Annotated in this window: 11 protein-coding genes; 2 read left to right on the forward strand and 9 right to left on the reverse strand. The window is 44.9% G+C overall.

The features are described from left to right. Positions 1-5: 5 nt before the first annotated feature. The 9 genes from AC1DCV_RS24560 to AC1DCV_RS24600 form a co-directional block, all read right to left on the reverse strand. Complete coding sequence (locus AC1DCV_RS24560; protein ID WP_477025640.1) at positions 6-767, reverse strand: polysaccharide biosynthesis/export family protein; 762 nt, start codon at positions 765-767, stop codon at positions 6-8. Between the two features lie 122 nt (positions 768-889). Beyond that, positions 890-2,110 carry an acyltransferase family protein gene (locus tag AC1DCV_RS24565; RefSeq protein ID WP_477025641.1) on the reverse strand — a complete coding sequence of 407 codons (1,221 nt, stop codon included), beginning with the start codon at positions 2,108-2,110 and terminating at the stop codon, positions 890-892. A gap of 632 nt (positions 2,111-2,742) precedes the next feature. Further along, a complete protein-coding gene (locus AC1DCV_RS24570; RefSeq protein ID WP_477025642.1) occupies positions 2,743-3,666 on the reverse strand; it encodes an alpha/beta fold hydrolase in 924 nt (307 codons plus the stop codon). A gap of 95 nt (positions 3,667-3,761) precedes the next feature. Continuing rightward, the gene (locus AC1DCV_RS24575) at positions 3,762-4,514 is read right to left on the reverse strand and encodes an AAA family ATPase (RefSeq protein WP_477025643.1); all 753 of its coding nucleotides are present in this window, start codon (positions 4,512-4,514) and stop codon (positions 3,762-3,764) included. Positions 4,515-4,553: 39 nt separating this feature from the next. Further along, complete coding sequence (locus AC1DCV_RS24580; RefSeq protein ID WP_477025644.1) at positions 4,554-6,353, reverse strand: AMP-dependent synthetase/ligase; 1,800 nt, start codon at positions 6,351-6,353, stop codon at positions 4,554-4,556. Positions 6,354-6,840: 487 nt separating this feature from the next. Further along, positions 6,841-7,218, reverse strand: coding sequence for a hypothetical protein (locus tag AC1DCV_RS24585; protein WP_477025645.1), 378 nt, complete (start codon positions 7,216-7,218; stop codon positions 6,841-6,843). 157 nt (positions 7,219-7,375) lie between these two features. Beyond that, a complete protein-coding gene (locus AC1DCV_RS24590; RefSeq protein WP_477025646.1) occupies positions 7,376-8,239 on the reverse strand; it encodes an AraC family transcriptional regulator in 864 nt (287 codons plus the stop codon). A gap of 150 nt (positions 8,240-8,389) precedes the next feature. Then, positions 8,390-9,901 (reverse strand): alpha-L-fucosidase, encoded by a 1,512-nt coding sequence (locus AC1DCV_RS24595; RefSeq protein WP_477025647.1) that lies wholly within the window; start codon positions 9,899-9,901, stop codon positions 8,390-8,392. A 206-nt stretch (positions 9,902-10,107) separates the two neighbouring features. Beyond that, positions 10,108-10,971 carry a hypothetical protein gene (locus AC1DCV_RS24600; RefSeq protein ID WP_477025648.1) on the reverse strand — a complete coding sequence of 288 codons (864 nt, stop codon included), beginning with the start codon at positions 10,969-10,971 and terminating at the stop codon, positions 10,108-10,110. Between the two features lie 1,262 nt (positions 10,972-12,233). Between AC1DCV_RS24600 and AC1DCV_RS24605 the strand changes: the two genes are divergently transcribed. After that, positions 12,234-14,363 carry an AMP-binding protein gene (locus AC1DCV_RS24605; RefSeq protein WP_477025649.1) on the forward strand — a complete coding sequence of 710 codons (2,130 nt, stop codon included), beginning with the start codon at positions 12,234-12,236 and terminating at the stop codon, positions 14,361-14,363. Further along, complete coding sequence (locus tag AC1DCV_RS24610) at positions 14,360-19,312, forward strand: aminotransferase class III-fold pyridoxal phosphate-dependent enzyme (RefSeq protein ID WP_477025650.1); 4,953 nt, start codon at positions 14,360-14,362, stop codon at positions 19,310-19,312. Before AC1DCV_RS24605 ends, AC1DCV_RS24610 begins: the two co-directional genes overlap by 4 nt. Positions 19,313-19,362: the final 50 nt, after the last annotated feature.

The raw sequence follows: 19,362 nt of genomic DNA on the forward strand, positions 1-19,362 counted from the left end.
GCTGATCATTTACTTAGAATGACAATCGTGGTAAGAAGTGATATCACACCTATAATTGCTGGTAATAACTGTATCGTTTTGGACGTGGCAAACGTACGGTCAGGGCCAGGTTTCACATAAATAACATCATTGTTGCTGAGATAATAATAAGGAGAGGAGAGCGTTTTGCTGTCGTTCAGGTTGATGGTGGCATACGTTTTTATACCATTTACTTCCCGAATAATCATGATATCGTCTCTTTTAGCAGTTACATTGAGATCTCCTGCCATACTCAACGCATCCAGGAGGGACGCTCTTTCTGCGCCTATACGAAAAGAGCCCGGATGGGCAACATCTCCCAATACTGATACCCTGAAATTAACCAGGCGGGTAGATACATAAGCATTACGAACCGTTTTCTCCAGCTCATGAGATACCAGGTCATTAATTTCAGCAGTTGTTTTGTCTTTTACATTTATTTTGCCAATAACGGGCAAGGCTATATTTCCGATGCTGTCTACCAGGTAACCCTGTTCCATGCCATTGTTGGCAGTGGGACCGGAGGCAGCAGCGTTGGGATTAAAAATCTGCGATATTTCTTTGTCGAGTGTAGTAATGGTGATCTGCAGAATATCACCGGGTTGTATTTTTAGTTGTTGTAACCGGCTAAGGGAGTCGGCTCCCGAAGTGGCGGCCAGGTCATTGAAATAGGTCAGTTTGCGGCTGCTGGAGCAACCGTAAATGATAACCAGTAACATGATCAGTGGTAATCTGAATTTTAATCCCATATTTAGTAATTAATATATAAATGCAGGTATCGCGTGAAAAGTGAACCATGAAAGCATTCATCACTACACACATCGGGAGGCTCAGCGTAGACAGCCGATAAGCCAGTTTAAACAGGATCCTTCTACGTTGTTATTTTGACTTCGGTAATACTAATATTTGGTGTATTCTTTTTGAAAAATGTTGCCCTGATTTTTTCCTGGGCAGGTAATTCGAAATAATAGTAAGCGACAAAGCTGAGCGGTATCAGCACCAGGAAAAACAGTAATAAAGTATATGGTGAATGCAATGCCATGCGGTTGATACCGAACAGGTCAATGCCAAGGGCAAAAGTGATCATTAAGGGAAAATGAAGGAGATACATTGCATAACTGCAATTACCTATTATTCCCCATTTGCTGTTAATCGTACCTTTCACCGTTTCCCATAATGCAAAGGTTAAAACGGTACATGGTGCAACAGCGGTACGGAAGAAGAAGTTTCTGAGTAATCCAAACGCCGCCAGCGCGGATTCAGGTTTTTTGCCGGGCATTACCAGCGGGTAGTACTTTAACCACAGGTTCTGCATGAAAGACAGGTGATACTCCGCAAGTATCATGATCCATAGCAATACAGTTATGGCCATGAGCAGGGGTAAGGTTTTATTGGCCTTGTGTTCTTTTACTAACCAAATGTACCAGTAGTAAACAAGCGCACCTAAAAAAAAGGAATACATTCCTTTTCCAATCAGGCTGAAATAATATTGCACGAATGCGCCGACAGGGATCAGCAGCAGTAACAATACCTTTTTGTTTTGTAATCTCAGGTAGCAGACCAGGAAAAACACTAAATACAGGAATACTTCTACGGAGGCAGACCAGGCTGGGCCATTAAATGATGGCCCTTTCTCAAATCCCCAGCTTTGCAAAAACAGGAGATTCAAAACGAAATGATAGGAGTCATTATATTGTCCGATGAAATAGTGGCCCATTGTTTTTAACATCAGCCATTGCAGTATTGCCACCAGTATCAAGGTGACAAAGTGAATGGGGTAGAGCCGGCTAAGCCGGTATCCCATAAACTTCCTGAAAGACAGTTTATGGTCGGCAACTTTGTCTGCGTACAACCAAAAGAATATAAAACCTGACAGCAGAAAGAACAGGTCCACCGCTACCGGGGCATCGTTATAGAATAGAGAGAAATACCGGTATAGCGGAAGTGCTGTTTTATCAAAGCCTCCGGCCACGTAGGTATAATCTGCATAATAGAAAAACTGCCAGTGATACATCACAACGATCATGGCGGCAATGCCTCTGAATGCATCAAGTGTGTAAAAGTGCTGAGGTGGTTTTGGGTAGGATGCCATTTGGATTTTCGATAGCTAGTTGATTGATGATGATCCTAATTCACTTTTTATTTCAGATTTTGATCGAAGTAGCGTTATCAGACACTACAAAAACTCAACTTGATAATGTTAATTTAGATATAATAATGAAATGTACTCTGATAGCGGGATAGAAAGGATAAAATGGATGCTTGAATATAAAATGAACAAAATGAACAGCGTCAGGCAGCGCTTCCTTCGGCCTTCTCATAACAACGATTGGTTAACCCGGATGCCTAAACGTTTGTCCCCCATCGCTTACCACCTTTCTGAAAGAAAATAACTCATTAGTGTAGTATTTATAAACTTTATAGACCGCCCTGAATGGCCGGCAGAAGGAAGGTGATGCAGGAGCACCAGAGGAATAGGTAGCGGCCCCACGCCGTAAATGAAAGTTGTGAAAAAAGTCTGGGAAGACAATAGGGTTTTCTTCTTCTGAAAATGTATTAACAGCATCTGTCAAATGCCCCGGTAATACCGATAGATACACGATTAACAGGAACCAGCTTTTATCATTGAAATATCTTCTGCTCTGCTATGGAGTGGGCTTTTTGCTATGCGATTATCGCCTGGAAAATAATGACTATCATTTTATTTACTCCACTGTCCCTCGCTTACTGCTTTTTTAACCACTGCTGCAGACTATTCAGAAAAGCCGTTTGTCTGTCCACAAAAAGATAATGCGAAGCACTATCCAGGTATTCGAAATGGGAGTCGCCTACTATATTCCGGAGACTGGCCATTTGTGCTTTGGAAAAGATGCCATCCTGCTTTCCATACAATGCATATATGCGCATATTTCGGTGCTTTAAATCGGACAATATCGGCTTTACATCAATGTTAGTGCGCTTTTCATTTTTATAGAAAAGTTCGGGTGCCTGATCATTTCTGATATCTTTTAAGCCGCCTGCATCATAGGCAGCATAAATCTTTTTTGCCTCCTCTGTGCTATTGGCGACTTTGAAGAATCCATTTTCAGCGGCTAATGCAAAGCATTCTTTGCGATACTCCGCTGAATTTTTAGAAAGATTTGAGACGGATAATGCCTGTTTTAATTTTAACGTATCGTGTTTTCGTGTATAAATGGTTTTTACGGAATCCAATATGTGATCGTAAGTTTCCTGCTGGGAGAAGAGGCCACTTGTCAGAATAAGGGCATCTATTTTCTCCGGATGTTTTTGGGCAAACAGCGTAGCCACCAACCCGCCAAAGCTGAAGCCGATAATGTTCGCACGTTTAAGCCGGAATCGTTGATAGATACCATTCAGGTCGTCGAATGCTTCCTGGTAGGTCACTTTTGCATTTTCATAGGTAGAGCGGCCTTCGCCTCTGCGGTCATATACAATGACATAAAAGCCTCTATTCGCCAGTTGTTGCGCAGTAGTGGCTTCAAAAAGCAATGAGTTGCCCCTGGGGCCACCATGAATAAATATGACAGGGAGGCCTTTTTTATGCCCAAACGTTTTAATGTAAAGAGATTGGCCGTACGCCGGCAAAAGAAGCAGAAATAAGGCGGCTAATAGAAAAATATGTTTCATGTTGTTGTTTAACTCAGCGGCCGCAAATTATTTTATCTGCAGCTGCTTTTAATGAACAGCCTGTAGAAAGGAAATGTAAAGAAGGTTATTCGCCCTCAGCCTTCTCCCAATAAAATCTTCACCATGTTTTCATGGTTATTGATAAACTGCCGGGATGTTTTATAATTCTCCGTTTCCGTATAACTTGTTTTACGTATCCCATTTTCGCTGAGCTCATAGATAGTGGCATCAGGATAAGCCATTACAATGGGGGAATGGGTAGCAATGATGAATTGGGCATCCTGTTGGATCAGTTCATGCATTCTTGTCAGCATCGCCATTTGCCGCATGGGGGAGAGGGCCGCCTCGGGTTCATCCAGGATATATAGCGCATTTCCGGAGAAGCGGTGTATGAACAGCGCCCAAAATGCTTCTCCATGAGATTGTTCATGTAAAGAAACGCCTCCATAATCTTCGATCACTTTTATACCAGAGTACGGATCGGAGTCTAAGTGTTCAATATTGGTTCCCACATTGAAAAAGCTTTCACTCCTCAAAAAGAAGCCATCCTTTGGGCGTATCGGTGCCCGGGCTATCCTGATATACTCGTGTAAGACAGAATGGGAAGCCCGGGTAGCAAAATTGAAATTTTTGGAACCACCTTCCGGATTAAAACCGCAGTTGACAGCAATAGCTTCAATCAGGGTAGATTTACCCATTCCATTTTCACCGGAGAGGTAAGTGACTTTAGGATGAAATTCAAGTGAGGAAAAGTTTCTCAACGCAGGAATATTAAAAGGATATTCCCTGGAAGATGCTATTTTATCCCTGTTGAAACTCAGTGTTAACAGTCCTCTTTTTTTTACCATCACCGATCCTTGTTTTGCGCAAAAGTAAGGGAAAGATCGTTAGCTATAAATCTGCGTTACCACATCCTTGAATTTCTCCATGACTGCTTTGCGTTTCAGGCTAAGTTTCGGTGTCATTTCTCCACCGGCAATGCTCCATTCTTCTGTGAGCAGTTCAAATTTCTTGATCTGTTCCACGTGATTAAAGAATTGGTTGTATTTATCCACCACTTCCTGGTACATTTCCAATACCCGCGGGGTTTTAATGGCGGCTTCGTTGGTGGTATAAGGAATATTTTGCTGGTTCATCCAGTACTTCAGGTAGGTATAGGCAGGCACTATCAATGCACCCGTAAATTTCTGTCCGGCGCCTACTACCATGATCTGTTCAATAAAAGGGCTTTCCTTGAACTTGTTTTCAATCGGCTGCGGGGCCACATATTTTCCGCCACTGGTTTTAAACAGTTCTTTTTTCCGATCCGTTATTTTCAGGAATTTATCATCTACCCAAACCCCTACATCACCGGTATGTAACCAGCCATCTATCACCGTTTCTGCGGTGAGGTCGGGACGTTTGTAATAGCCTTTCATCACGCTGGGCCCTTTTACACAAATCTCCCCATCTTCTTCCAGCTTTACTTCCAGTTCGTTGATAGGAGGTCCTACGGTGCCAAACTTCACGCCGCCGGGTGATTTCCTGTTTACGGAAATTACCGGGCTGTTTTCTGTAGGTCCGTATCCTTCATATACCGGGATGCGGGCGGCATTAAAAATGCGCAATAACTTTTCCTGGCAGGCAGCACCACCAGTTACGATAAAACGGATATTATTACCCAATGCCTGCCGCCATTTACTAAACACCAGTTTGTTGGCAATGGCCAGCTGCAGGTTGTACCAGGCGCCTCCACTGATGTTGTTATCATATTTTGAAGCCAGTGCTACCGCCCAGAAAAACAGGCGGCGTTTAATGCCGGTTAAACCGTTGCCGGTGGCCATGATTTTTTCGAATACTTTTTCCAGCAGGCGGGGTACCGTGGTAAAGCCATCCGGGCTGACTTCCTTCAGGTTGGCGCTCAGGGTATCCATGCTCTCCGCATAATAAATGCTGATACCGCTGAACAGGTATATATAGGTAACCAGTTTTTCAAAGATGTGATTCAACGGCAGAAAGCTTAATACTTTAAACGGCTGAGGGGCATCTTCAAATGGAAAAGATGCCTTTGACATCATCAGGTTCCAGACAATGTTATGATGCGTCAGCATTACTCCTTTAGGCGTGCCCGTAGTACCGGATGTGTAAATAATGGTAGCCAGGTGATGCGGATCAATGCTGTCCTTTATCTCTTCCACACGGGCCAGCAGTTCCGGCGTAGATGGAACCATAATATCGGACCAGTGTGTAGTACCTGGTATTTCGTCAAATGTATAAACATGCTGTAAAGTAGGCACCCCATCCCGTATACTGTTCACTTTATCCAACAACTCTTTACTGCTCACAAACATATATTTTACGGCGGCGTCCTGCAGAATGAACTGCAATTCGGCCGGATTGGTAGTAGGATATATCGGAACCAGTACTGCACCAGTCTGTTGAACGGCAATGTCTGTGAAGATCCATTCCGGGCGGTTGTTACTGATAATGGCAATTTTATCGGCGCCCTCCGGGGTAAAATCATTTCCTCCCACACCTAGCTGCAATAGCCCTGCGCTGAAACGGTTTACGATGTCGCTGACACTGGCCGTATCATAGGTTTTCCAGGTTCCATTTACTTTCGCCGCCAGCATATCCGGTTTAGGGAATTGTGATAACTGCCAGCTGATTGCATCAAAAAGTCTTTGCTTCTTCGGGATATTGCTCATAACGCGATTTTAATGAAAGTTCGTTCTTGTTCCTGTTGTTCTAAATATACTAAATAAACAATATAATTTATTAAAGCGATCTCGCCCTGGGAGATATTTTCATGAATCAGCCCTTTACACCTGTTTCCTTTCAATAATATATCTTTTTCCTCAGCTACCCCCTGGTACTGAAGAAGAGCTGCTATGGCCGATTCATACTTTACATTCCTCTTCTCACTGGGTTGTACATCCGAAAGTCATCACCGGATCAAGTCCACCTCACCTCCACCTCAACCCCACCTCTGCTGCGGTGCTACTATATATACATAGTTTGTTTCAGGCATAGGATCAACGGAGCCAATATAATGACTACACTTTTGCAGATAATCTTAATACACTATACAACTTGGTACCAGGAGTAGGAAACGACAGCATACATGATCTTTTAAAAAACAATAGCCGGCCCTTTTTTAAAGGCCGGCTATTATTATGGGGAGCGATCGTATTATCAATCAATGAAACACGGCGCCGTATTGGTTTCACTGTATGGGCCATTGGTAGATCCATCACTGAATTCGTAGTGGTAGTAGCAGTACCAGCGTCCACCGCTGCCAGGTACACTTTGGTCGTTTACCCTTATGCCGGTTTCGCAGATGCCATTGATCAGTTTTTTATTACGCCCGGTGCAATCAAACATCACGGTGGAACCGTACATGTATTTCAGCGTTACCTCGTCATTATAGGCGAGGGCATACTTGCTGGAAGTGGATGCTTCCAGTGTATTGACAACCGGGTGTACGGACGACAGGATACCGGTTTTTCTGCTGACAATAAAAACAGCACAAAACAGGAGTAAGGCGCCCATGGCGCGCATCAGAGTTTTCATACCTACTTTTTTAAATGTGAGGAATTACGGGTTTAGATCGGTTATTTGAGTTACCGGGTAACCATATCAATTTAGGAAAACTCAGAAAGATGAGCAATTTAATTTTGCACTAGTAAAGATGGTATTTGCTGACATCCAGGCAGCGATAATGAGTACTTTATTTAAAATGACTTTTATACTCCAGTGGTCTTTTTCCTGTTATTAATTTGAACATGTTGATGAAATGAGACAACGTGTTATAGCCGCATTCATAGCAGATCTCCGTGATGCTCTTATCTGAGTCAATGAGTTGCTGGCAGGCATATCCAATCCTTAATTCGGTGAGAAACCGGATATATGTTTTTCCTGTTTTAACCTTAAAGTACCTGCAAAATGAAGTGCCGGTCATATGAATCAATGCGGCGGCATCTTCCAGGGTTAATTTACTCCGGAAGTTGTTATGCGTGTATTCAATCACGGTTTTCAGCCGTTGGTTATCGTGCTGAGAAGGATCATAATTGAAACTTTCTGTCGATAACAACGTATAGTCACCACTCTCAGCTATCAGGTACAGTATCTGCAGCAAGGTGAGTAATCTGCTGCCGGGTGATTGTACCAGCAGGTCTTCCATCATACTGGCAACGTTGCGGCAGGTGTCGCCTTCCAGCTTAATACCCTGACGGGAGAGCGACAGCAGTTGGGTGAGTTTACGCATTTCCGGCCATGCGGACAAGGTGCCGCTGGGTATATCCTGTTTGAACAGGGCTACCACCGCCTCACCGGATTGTCCTTTCTGTTCACGGATAAAGGTATCCTCATGACGAAAGGAGTGGGGCAGGTTAGCACCAATTAAAACAACATCGCCGCTTTGGAAAGGGCCGATATAGTCGCCTATCAGCCAGGTACCTGAGCTTTTCTTTATGAACAACAATTCCAGTTCAGGGTGAAAATGCCAGATATTACGCATGTTTTCCCCTATATCTTTTCTTACAGTAAAGGAACTCTCTGGTGGCGGAGTAACTTTTTTCAGTACTGCTTTCATAATCGTGCTGTGGCCGGAAAGGAAATAAAAATGGTTTATACTTACTCTTAAATGTAAGTATTTTTTCTCATTTTTGTAAGAATCAGGGAAGAAGTTCCTTCCGGCCGCCTCTAAAGAAATCGTTTGTGACAGCGGTAACGGCTGGCATCATTATTTAAAACCAAATTTGAAACCAATAACTTTCCATGACGGCAGGTGAGCGGGTTTGCTGATCACCAGGGCATCATCTTCCTCTTTCCACTGCACTTTTTCATTGCTGCCCAGCATTTTTACCGAAGCAATTGTTTTATTATTCAGGTGGCCTTTTTTACCTAATGATTTGATGCGGATATCACCGGAGGGGGTGTCCAGGAAGTAAGCATACAGGTGATTGCCTTTGCTGGTAAACCGGATATCTTCCGCCGTGTATTTTACTTTTTCTTCGTTAAAATTACCTGCTTTAACCGTGGTGGTATTGGCCGGTTTTTCCCCGTATATTTTCCAGGGTCGGCTGCCGTAGATGCCTTCGCCATTGGCCGCTATCCAGTTGCCTATTTCATCCAGTGTTTTCAGCATATCGGGTTCCAGGTCGCCCTCAGGTGTTTGTACGATGTTGATGAGCAGGTTACCGTTTTTGCTGACAATGTCTACCAGCATACGCAGCACGTCAGTGGCGGATTTGTAGTGCTGCCCGGTGCGATAATACCAGTCGCCGATGGAAGTATCCGTTTGCCAGGGGAATGGACTGATCGTATCCTGTACACCTCTTTCCAGGTCCTGTGCCCACATTCCTTCGGAGGGTTGCTTACAATTATACACGGCAGTGGGTTTCCCTTTGTGCCAGGCAATATTATCATTGTAGTAGTTGGCCAGCATGCTGCGGCCAATGTCGTCAAAGGGTAGCTGACTGTCGGAATAGAGCAGGTCAGGATGGTAGGTTTCTACCAGTTCTTCTACGTAACTATACCATAATTTCATCCATTCGGGATTGGTGGTGAGCCAGCCTTTATCATCGGGCGCAGCGGCGGTATGATAAAGATCAGCATAAGCCGGATCGTTTCCATCGTAAGGGACGCCTTTTAAATCCCCGCCTTTATCAGCGCTGTGGCTCGGTTGATACCAGGTATAGCTGGCCGCAAGATGCTCTGATACGCCGAAATACAGCCCTTCTTTTTTAGCTGCCTGCTGCCACAAACCCACTACATCTTTTTTGGGTCCCATGTTCACTGCATTCCATTTGTGAATTTTAGAGTTCCAGAGGAAAAAATTATCGTGGTGGCTGCCCATGCTCACAAAGTACCTGGCCCCCGCTTTTTTATAAAGTGCCATCAGCTTTTCCGGATCCCATTTCTCCGCTTTCCAGAGTGGGATGATATCCTTATAACCGAATTTGGAAGGATGCCCGTAGTGGGCCACGTGATATTTATAGTCCGCGCTGCCTTCTTCATACATGGCCCTGGCATACCAGTCGCCCATGCGTGGTACTGCCTGCGGTCCCCAATGTGCCCATATGCCAAACTTGGCATCGCGGAACCATTCGGGGTATTGGTATTGTTTTAAAGACTCGTTGGTGGGTTGATAGGGCCCTTTTGTTACCGGTAGTTGTTGAGCGGAAACAGCCAGCGTTGTTAAGGCGGCAACTGCACCCGTTAGCAGGGAATGCTTCAGCAATTGTATTTTCATACGCAGATACTATTTAGAATAAGAAGTCTCCAAAAGTATCGTTATAATAAAAAACACCTGTTGACAAAATTGCCTGTTTACTATGGTATTTTGCCTTGCGCCCGGTGGGTGGAGATAAGTTAGGAAACAGATGATGGTGATGCAGCAAGGAGAAGTAGGAGCATCCTGCCTGAAATAAGCTGTTTACTTCAGACAGGATGAATAAATTATTTAAAAAGCGGAGTCCTCTTCATGAGAAAATTTATATAACCTTTCCACAGGTCATCTTCCAATGTAAGTTCAGGGCCCAGGTCCAGTGGTTTCACGCGACGTTGGTATACTACTGTGCCATCGCTTTTATAGAGCGATACTTCCGCGCTGATGTTATAAGCGTCTTTATCTGTAGCAGTGCTGGTAACAGAATGGTCGTTACTATTTCTTTCTGCACTGCTGTATGTGCTCTGTTGTCTTTCCTTAAAAGTTTTAAAAAGATCAAACATCAATATATATTCTGTGCCTGTTTTTTGTGCGAGGGCAGCAATATCATAACTGTTGATAGCAGTGAGATCAATGTTGCCACTTCTTAATCGTGTATTTATAACCCTTATATCTACCGGAGTAACACTGATCTTTTTCTTATTCTTACGCATAAAGTCCATGATATGAGATTGGGCAAGATCACTGAGGTCTTTACGATAAACACCTTCCTGTGTGAAGTAAGGAGGTATGATGGCAACACTGTTAGGTGCAACAGGTAAGGCACTGTTATTACCGGTTTCTTTCAGTGGAAGAGCGGGGGCCTCATTAGTAACAGGAGGTTGACTATCATTTTTTTTAGCAGGTACATTGCTGCTGAAGCTCTGTTCCCGGCCGCTCGAAAAAACGATCTTGTTGATTTCTGTTGTTGGTATTACATTCTCAACAGCTTCTCCGGGATACCTGAAACTGATGGTGCTGTTGGTGACTTTAAATACCTGTACTTTAAGAATGTCGCCGCTTGTTTTAATCACCATATCTGTTTTAGTGGTTTGCTGGGCAACAGATGCTAATGCCAGTAATAGCAGGCAAAAGAGAAGAAATGGATTTTTCATTATAAAAATGGATTTATGAAGATAGGATAATAATGATAGTTCCGTTTTGGGTTAGCGTTAATCAGGATGCAAAGTAAATGGATATCGTTTAAGTAAAAAAAATATTTTCATATCGTTCGCTATTTGCGGCGCTGCGTTGTTTTAGCAGTGGATTTAGTTAATACGCCTGATCTTTGGGTTTAGTATTATTCTGAAAAAAGTTAGTATTACTAATCAGCGAAGGGTGTTAATGTTTTTTTAATGTGGAAATAATTTTTATTGGGCATGGAAATTTGGTTATATCGTGTTTTTTCTCGTATTTTACGCCCAGATTGTTCTTTTATACACGGAAATTATTGAACATTCATACTTACTGAATTAAAGGTTAATCCACCACACCTCAATGTAGACATTGCTCCATGTGATGATAGTAAGTTCCTTAAGTATTGTTTTAGTTACTTGAAAAACATGTTGCGTTACATCTTTTATTTAGCTGTTTTATCGAGTTACTGAGAAAAGGTTAGGATAGTATACACGGAATATACTGTATTAGCCCGCAGGTTCCTCCTGACTTTAATTCACCCAAAGAAAAATGACTTATGAGACCCTTGAATAGCTGTTGCTGTTAATACAAAGCATTATTATCCCCCAGGACATTAAATTATGTGCTGTGAAGAAACCGCCTCTTCTTCGCTGTATCGATAATTATGTTATTGAAATGACATTCTATGTCGTATAGCTTTACTATGTCACACAATGGTGATAACTGTACGCTTATTTATAAAATGCAGGCGCCACCTGCATGTCAGAGCTTTATTGTATCGTTAAAGTATATAAACAACGACTAGAATTTAAAGAAACCCTATTGATGATTAGATTAGAGCAAGAAGTATGATGTTAGTATCCTGAAAAAAGAGTTCGTCACATTGATCATGGAGGAAATTATGCCTGTCAGGAAGATAAGTGTAACTGTAACTGAGCCGTGATGTCACACCCCTGGCATATAGTAATTATTCCATTGATCAACCACCAGAGAAATCTCTTCACTTAAACAGAGCTAAACGTTTGCAGCCCGGCTAACAGCGCTGGTGGAACATTGCTGTGATACCTGATGCTTCAAACGTCTGCTATAACCTGCTGCACCTTTCCGGTGCGGTGAGGGTGATGCTTGCTAAAACGTGCGCCATTTTATTTCCGTGAATAAAATGTGCGCCGTTTTGGCCCAGCATTCTATTGCTTCTTTTGCCGATTTTATTATATAAAATATAGAACGATATAGCCCTATGAGCAATACTATACACAAGGAATGCGTACTGCTGACAGATATGTTGTCACGACTGCAGCAGGAAGAAAATAAGGGAATTGTTTTCATAAAAAGTGGTGAGCAGGAAGTATTTGTTTCCTATGCTTTGTTATTCAGAAGAGCGAAACAATGCCTTTACTACCTCCAGCAGGAGAAAGGTCTGCATGCCGGCGATGAACTGATCATACAGGAAGACGACAGCGAAATATTACTGACTGTTTTCTGGGCCTGTATTTTAGGGGGAATCATCCCCATTCCCGTATCCACCGGCAATAAAAATGAACACAAACTGAAAGTGCTGAAGATCCGCGAAAATTTAAAACGTCCCTATCTTTTTGCAGGAAGTGATCATGTACAGCGATTGATTACTTATATACAGACTGATTTACCAGGAACAGATGTGCTGGCGCTGCAGCACAGCATTATAGACGCCGGGATGTCATTTGATGAACAGCCCGACACGCCTGAGTTACATACCCCTTTAGCAGACGACCTGGCTTTTGTACAATATTCTTCCGGATCTACGGGGTCACCCAAAGGAGTCATGCTCACCCATCGCAATCTCTTTTATAATACTACTGATTTGGCCGAACGCAAACAGCTGACGGCTGAGGATAAAGAGCTGAGCTGGATGCCGCTCACCCATGATATGGGGATGATCTGTTTTCACCTGACCGGTGTACTCACAGGTTGTACCCAATACCTGATGCTTACTGCTTTGTTCATCCGCCGTCCACTGCTTTGGATGGAATCAGTGAACAAGCATAAGGCTACCATTTTGTATTCTCCCAATTTTGGATATGAATATTTCCTGGAAGCACTGGATAATAAACCGGTAGGTAACTGGGATCTGTCTTCTGTGAAAATGATTATTAATGGTGCTGAGCCTATTTCTGCGGATGTATGCMGGCGATTTACCAGCAGGCTGCAAAGCTACGGCTTATCGCCGGTTTGTATTGCACCAGGGTATGGACTGGCAGAAGCATCTGTATGTGTAACACTGAGTAAGCAGGGAACACCTGTACGGGAACTGTATCTGCAACGGGATGCATTAGGAATAGGTGACGAGGTGGTGGCGGAGGAAAATGCACATACAGGAACAGTAGGTTTTGTAGAAGTAGGATTTCCAGCAACCCATTGCAGGGTAAGGGTTTGCGGAGATAAAGATGAAGTACTTCGATTTGGTACGGTAGGCCATATTCAAATAAGCGGATTAAATGTTACATCCGGTTATTACCGCAACGAGGCAGCTACAAATGCTATCCTGACCTCCGATAACTGGGTAAGAACCGGTGACCTGGGTTTCCAGCAAGCCAACGGGATGTTGGTGATCACCGGCCGGCATAAGAACATGATCATCCTGCACGGACAAAATTATTACCACCATGATATTGAGCGTATTCTTTTTGATGTTCCGGGTGTTTCCGCCGGAAAAGTAGTGGCAGTGGGTATTCCCGGAAGTGGTAATGAAAAAGAAAAGTTAGCGGTATTTGTATTGTTCAAAGGACAGCTACCTGCATTTGCTGTTTTGGAAGAAGCCATCACAGAGAAGCTGGGCGACGTGCTTTCTATTGTGCCGGATCATGTAGTGCCGGTAAGGGAAATTCCTAAAACTACCAGCGGAAAAATACAGCACTATGAATTGATACAGCGTTTCCGCAATGGAGAATTTGACGATACACTGAATGAACTGAAGGCATTGTCCGGCGATATTTTCCTGCAGCAATGGAAGGATGAACCGCATGCTGCACGGGTGCAGGCAATAGCGCAGTGGCTGCGGGAAACAGTGGCCCTGCTCATAAAAGTATCTGCACAGGAAATAGATCTGCAGCAGCCACTCACGGATCAGGGGCTGAAATCATTGCACGCCATGCAGCTCAAAGGAATACTCGAACGCAAACTAAACATCCCGGTAGGTATTGGGGTGCTATATAAATATCCTGTTATAGAAAGATTGGCCCTGTTCATAGAAAAGACATTATTCCCGGCGGCAGTGCATATACCATCCGCCACTATTGCCCGGGAAGCCGCTGCTGTGGGTTTACTCGAAAGAGTGGCCTCCTTATCTGATGAAGAAATTGCTTTACTCCTTAATGAAAATTTACTATGATAACCCGGGAAGAAAGAATAGCGGAACTTAGTCCGCTTCAGAAAGCTTATTTAAAAATTGAAGAATATAAAACACGGTTAGGCCAGCTGGAAGATAAAAGCCGTGGCTATGCCGACATTGCGGTGATTGGCATTGCACTGCGTTTTCCGCAGGCAGATACGCCTGCAGCTTATTGGGAAAATCTTGTTGCAGGGCGTGATCATATAAGACCTTTTCCGGAACAACGTGCCACAGACGCGCTGGATTACCTGCGTGCTGCCGGCAAAGGCGCTGTAGCGCCCCTGTTCAGGGAAGCGGCCTACCTGGAAGATATTGATAAATTTGATCCCCGTTTTTTTAAATTCAAACAGAAGGAAGCAGCATTGATGCATCCATTGCAACGCATGCTGTTACAAACATCCTGGCAGGCAATGGAAGATGCCGGCTACCTGGGTAACTACCAGGCAGATGATCGTACCGGTGTATATATGGGCGTGTCAGGAGATCATACCTACAGCCAGTACCTGGACATGATTGCCAGTGGATACCAGGATGTAAGTGCTTTAGCACTCACTGGTAATAACAATGCCATCACTTCCAGCCGCATCTCTTATTTCCTGGATCTCAAAGGTCCGGCAATTACCATTGATACTGCCTGTTCTTCTTCCCTGGTGGCTATACACCAGGCATGTAAAGGATTAATGAACGGCGACTGTGAGATGGCGCTCGCTGGTGGCGGACGGGTATACCTGGTGCCGGAAAAAGGAAAATATGAAGTAGGCTTTGAATCACCTGCCGGCAGAACAAGGGCATTTGATATTGCTGCAGATGGCGCCGGAGTAGGAGAAGGTGTGGCAGTAGTGCTGTTGAAACCACTGGATAAAGCCATCGCTGATGGTGACCGTATACATGCAGTGATCAAAGGTTCAGCCATTAATCAGGATGGCACTTCTGCCGGCATCACCGCACCTAATCTCGCTGCGCAGGAAGCGGTGCTGAAAAGTGCATGGGCGGCGGCTTCCATTGATCCGGCTACGATTACTTATATCGAAACACATGGTACAGGTACGTCTCTGGGAGATCCGATAGAGTTCCAGGCGCTGAGTGATGCGTTTGGTGCAAATGCACCTGTGCAGGGTTGTGCTTTGGGCGCCGTAAAAAGTAATATCGGTCACCTGTTTGAAGCTGCTGGTATTGCAGGTTTGATCAAGTGCATACTGGCATTACAGCATAAACAGATACCTCCGGTCATTAATTATACTGCGCCGAATCGTGAAATTACACTGAAGGATTCTCCTTTTTATATCAATACAGAAAGTATTCCCTGGAATCTGACTACAGCAGATATCCGCCGTTGTGGTATCAGTTCTTTTGGTATCAGTGGTACCAATGCACATGTGGTGCTGGAAGAATACATTCCGTCAGCATCTAAAGATCAGCGCCATACCACTACACCACAGCTGTTTACATTATCAGCTGCCAGCAGGGAAGATCTGCTGGTACTGGCCAATAGTTATGTATCGTGGCTGGAAGATAAAAAAGAAGACAACCTGGAAACTATCTGTTATGCCACCAATACCGGCAGGGCGCATTATTCCTGGCGGCTGGCAGTAGTAACAGATAATGTTGCTCAATTGCAGGAGGCATTACGGAAAGCAGATACGTTGTTATTACAGGCAGAAAGACGTTCCCATATCAGCAACGAGAGTTATGATCAGCTGCAGGAGCTGGCTGCATTGTACCTGGAAGGTGGTAATATCAACTGGCAGTTGTTATATAAAGGTAAACGTATTACCAGGATAGCATTACCCACTTATCCGCTGAACGAAGTACGTTGCTGGGTTACCTACGATCAGGCAGCTCCGGTAGCAGCTCCTGTGCAGGTAGCAGCAGCGGTAACGGCTACGCATACACGCGCGGATATTTATAAGGCGGTGCGGACAATGATAGCCAAGGATACCGATCTGAAGCCGGAAGATATAGGCGAAGATGCCGACTTTTTCCAGCTCGGACTGGATTCCCTGATCATCATGCAATTGATTCAGGGCATACGTAAAGAGTGGAAACAGCAGGTGGAATTATCGCAGTTTTATGATAAACTGACTACGCTGAGCAGACTCGCAGATTACCTGCTGGAGCAGCTCGCAGTAACAGGCACGGTGCAACCGGTATTGACCGTTACGCCGGCAGCAACAGCAACTGTTGCTGCTGCAAGGCCATCGCAGATCAACTACTTTGTGCCTTATAAAGAAGTAGAGAAAAAATCCGATCATAACCTATCTCCCCAACAACAACAACACCTGCAACAACTGGCTGCCCGTATTAATCAACGCACGGCCAGAAGTAAAACATCTACCCAGCAATATCGCGGCGTACTGGCCAACAACAGGAATGTAGCAGGCTTCCGTCCTGAGCTGAAAGAGATCACTTACCAGATCATTGCAGCAGAAGGTAGCGGCGCCAATATTACGGACCTGGATGGCAACCAGTATGTGGATCTTACCATGGGCTTTGGGGTGAACCTGTTGGGATATAATCCTCCGTTTATAAAGGCTGCTTTGATGGCCGAACTGGAAAAGGGATTCCCGGTAGGCCCAATGGTGGAAACAGCGGGTAAAGTAGCATCGCTCATTTCAGAAATGACTGGTGTGGAAAGGGTGGCATTTTATAATTCAGGTTCCGAAGCAGTAATGGTCGCACTCAGGCTGGCCAGAGCCACCACGGGTCGTAATAAGGTAGTGCTTTTCAAAGGCGCTTACCACGGTACATTCGATGGCGTGCTGGCACTGGCTAACGCGCTTGATCCTGCGTCTTCCATTCCTTTGGCGCCAGGCATTGCCGAAAATTATGTGAGCAATGTAGTGGTACTTGATTACGCTACGCCGGCGTCTCTCGATTTCATCAGGGAGCACGCTCACGAACTGGCAGCAGTATTGGTAGAACCAGTACAAAGCCGGAGACCGGATATACAGCCGCGTGATTTCCTCCATGCGGTAAGAGATATTACCGCTTCGGCTGGTGCAGCTATGATCATAGATGAAGTAATCACTGGTTTCCGCATTCACCAGGGTGGCGCACAGGCCTGGTTTGGCGTAAAAGCGGACCTGGTCACCTACGGAAAAATTGTAGGTGGTGGTATGCCGGTAGGCGTAGTGGCAGGTAGCGCAAAATTCATGGATGCGATAGATGGTGGTATGTGGCAGTTTGGCGATCAGTCTTACCCCGAAAAAACCACCACTTTTGTAGCCGGTACCTTTAATCAGCACCCGCTAACCATGCAGGCTGCGTGGCAGATATTGACGTATCTGAAACAACAGGGCCCCGGTTTACAGGAAACACTGAATGCCCGCACCGCTAAACTGGCGGCACGCCTGAACCAGTTCTTTACTGAAAAGCGTGTACCCATTTCCGTTGTGAATTTTGGTTCGCTGTTTCGTTTTGTGCTGAAAGGTAACTGGGAGCTGTTTTACCAGCATCTGCTGGCCAACGGGGTATATGTATGGGAAGGACGCAACTGTTTTATTTCTGCGGCGCATTCAGAAGAGCAGATAGATTATATCTACCAGGCTGCTACCAGGTCAGTAACGGAGATGCTGGACGGTGGCTGGGTAACTGCCGGACCAACCGTCACGGTGGTAATGTCGGAGATCCCCTTTACGGAAGAACAGGAGCAACTGTATGCGCTCGCCGCATCTGATCCGGAAGCTTCCAGCGCTTTTAATGAAAACCAGGTGGCTACCCTTACAGGTGTGCTTGATAAAAACGCGTTGTATGAAGCTATTGATATTGTTGTAAACAGGCACCAGGCACTGAGAACCGTCAAGGTGAGTGCAAAGGGTATGCTGGTAGCAACAAAGGCAGCCGCTATCATTAAAACAATTACGGCGGCGGAACTACTGGCCTTACAGGAACAAGGTATCACCACCACAGATCTGTTGCGCGAAAACGGGCAACAGGCTTTTGATCTGCAACAAGGTCCTTTCATACGTTTTCTTTTACTGGAAAGCGATGAAACCCATCATAGCCTCCTGATGACTGTCCATCACCTCGTGGCAGATGGCTGGTCCATCGAAGTCATCTGGAGTGAAATCGGCCAGGCTTATTCTGCTATCACCGGCAAGGAACCGGTATCGCTGCCATCCACGGTGGCGATAGAAAAATTCAACGAATGGCAACAGGTACAACAACAGGACGAAGCAGGCAAAGCATTCTGGAAAACAGCATTTCAGCAGGACTATCCGGCTATTGAGCTGCCGGCAGACCGCTTGGTGACGGCTAATACAGGCAAGCAGGGGAGCAGCTTTACGATCACCCTGGATGCATCGCTCCGGAAACAACTGACCACATTCGCACAGCAGGAAAAACTGACTTTGTTCAACCTGTTATTGGCTGCCTATAATATTTTGCTCTACAAACTGAGCGGACAACATGCTTTTGTTATTGGCATTCCTTCCGCAGGACAGGCCCGTATGGGTGAAAACTGCCTGGTAGGACAATGTGTAAGCATGCTGCCATTCTACAGCCACCTGCAGCCTGAAACACCGCTTAAAGACTATCTGCTGGATATACGTACCAGGCTGTCGGATATTATCCGTTACCAGGACTGCTCTTTTTCATCGCTGCTGGCGGCAGATACTACGCTTGCCCCACCGCGTATTGCTACAGAAATAGATATGAACAGCGTGAAAAACCATTTCCGTTTCAGAGGCCTGGAAGTAGCCGTTACGTTTCCACCTGTAGAGCAGGTAAAATATGATCTCAGTATCAGCATCATTGAAATGGAAGAACAGTTACATGCAGGTTTCTATTTTAATACTGCCCTGTTTAACAGGGAAACAGTGGAAAGCTGGGCGGATGGCTATGTAAGCCTGTTGAGCGATATGGTGGCAGATCCATTAAAAGCAGTAGGAGAACTGGTGATGAATAGCGAAGAAAGCGAACGCATTTCTTCTGCATGGAACAACTTATAGTTTACGGGGCAACAGGCAGTATTCACTGTCTGTTGCCGCAACCCGGTAAT

It is taken from the genome of Chitinophaga sp. 10T418 (assembly GCF_056394125.1).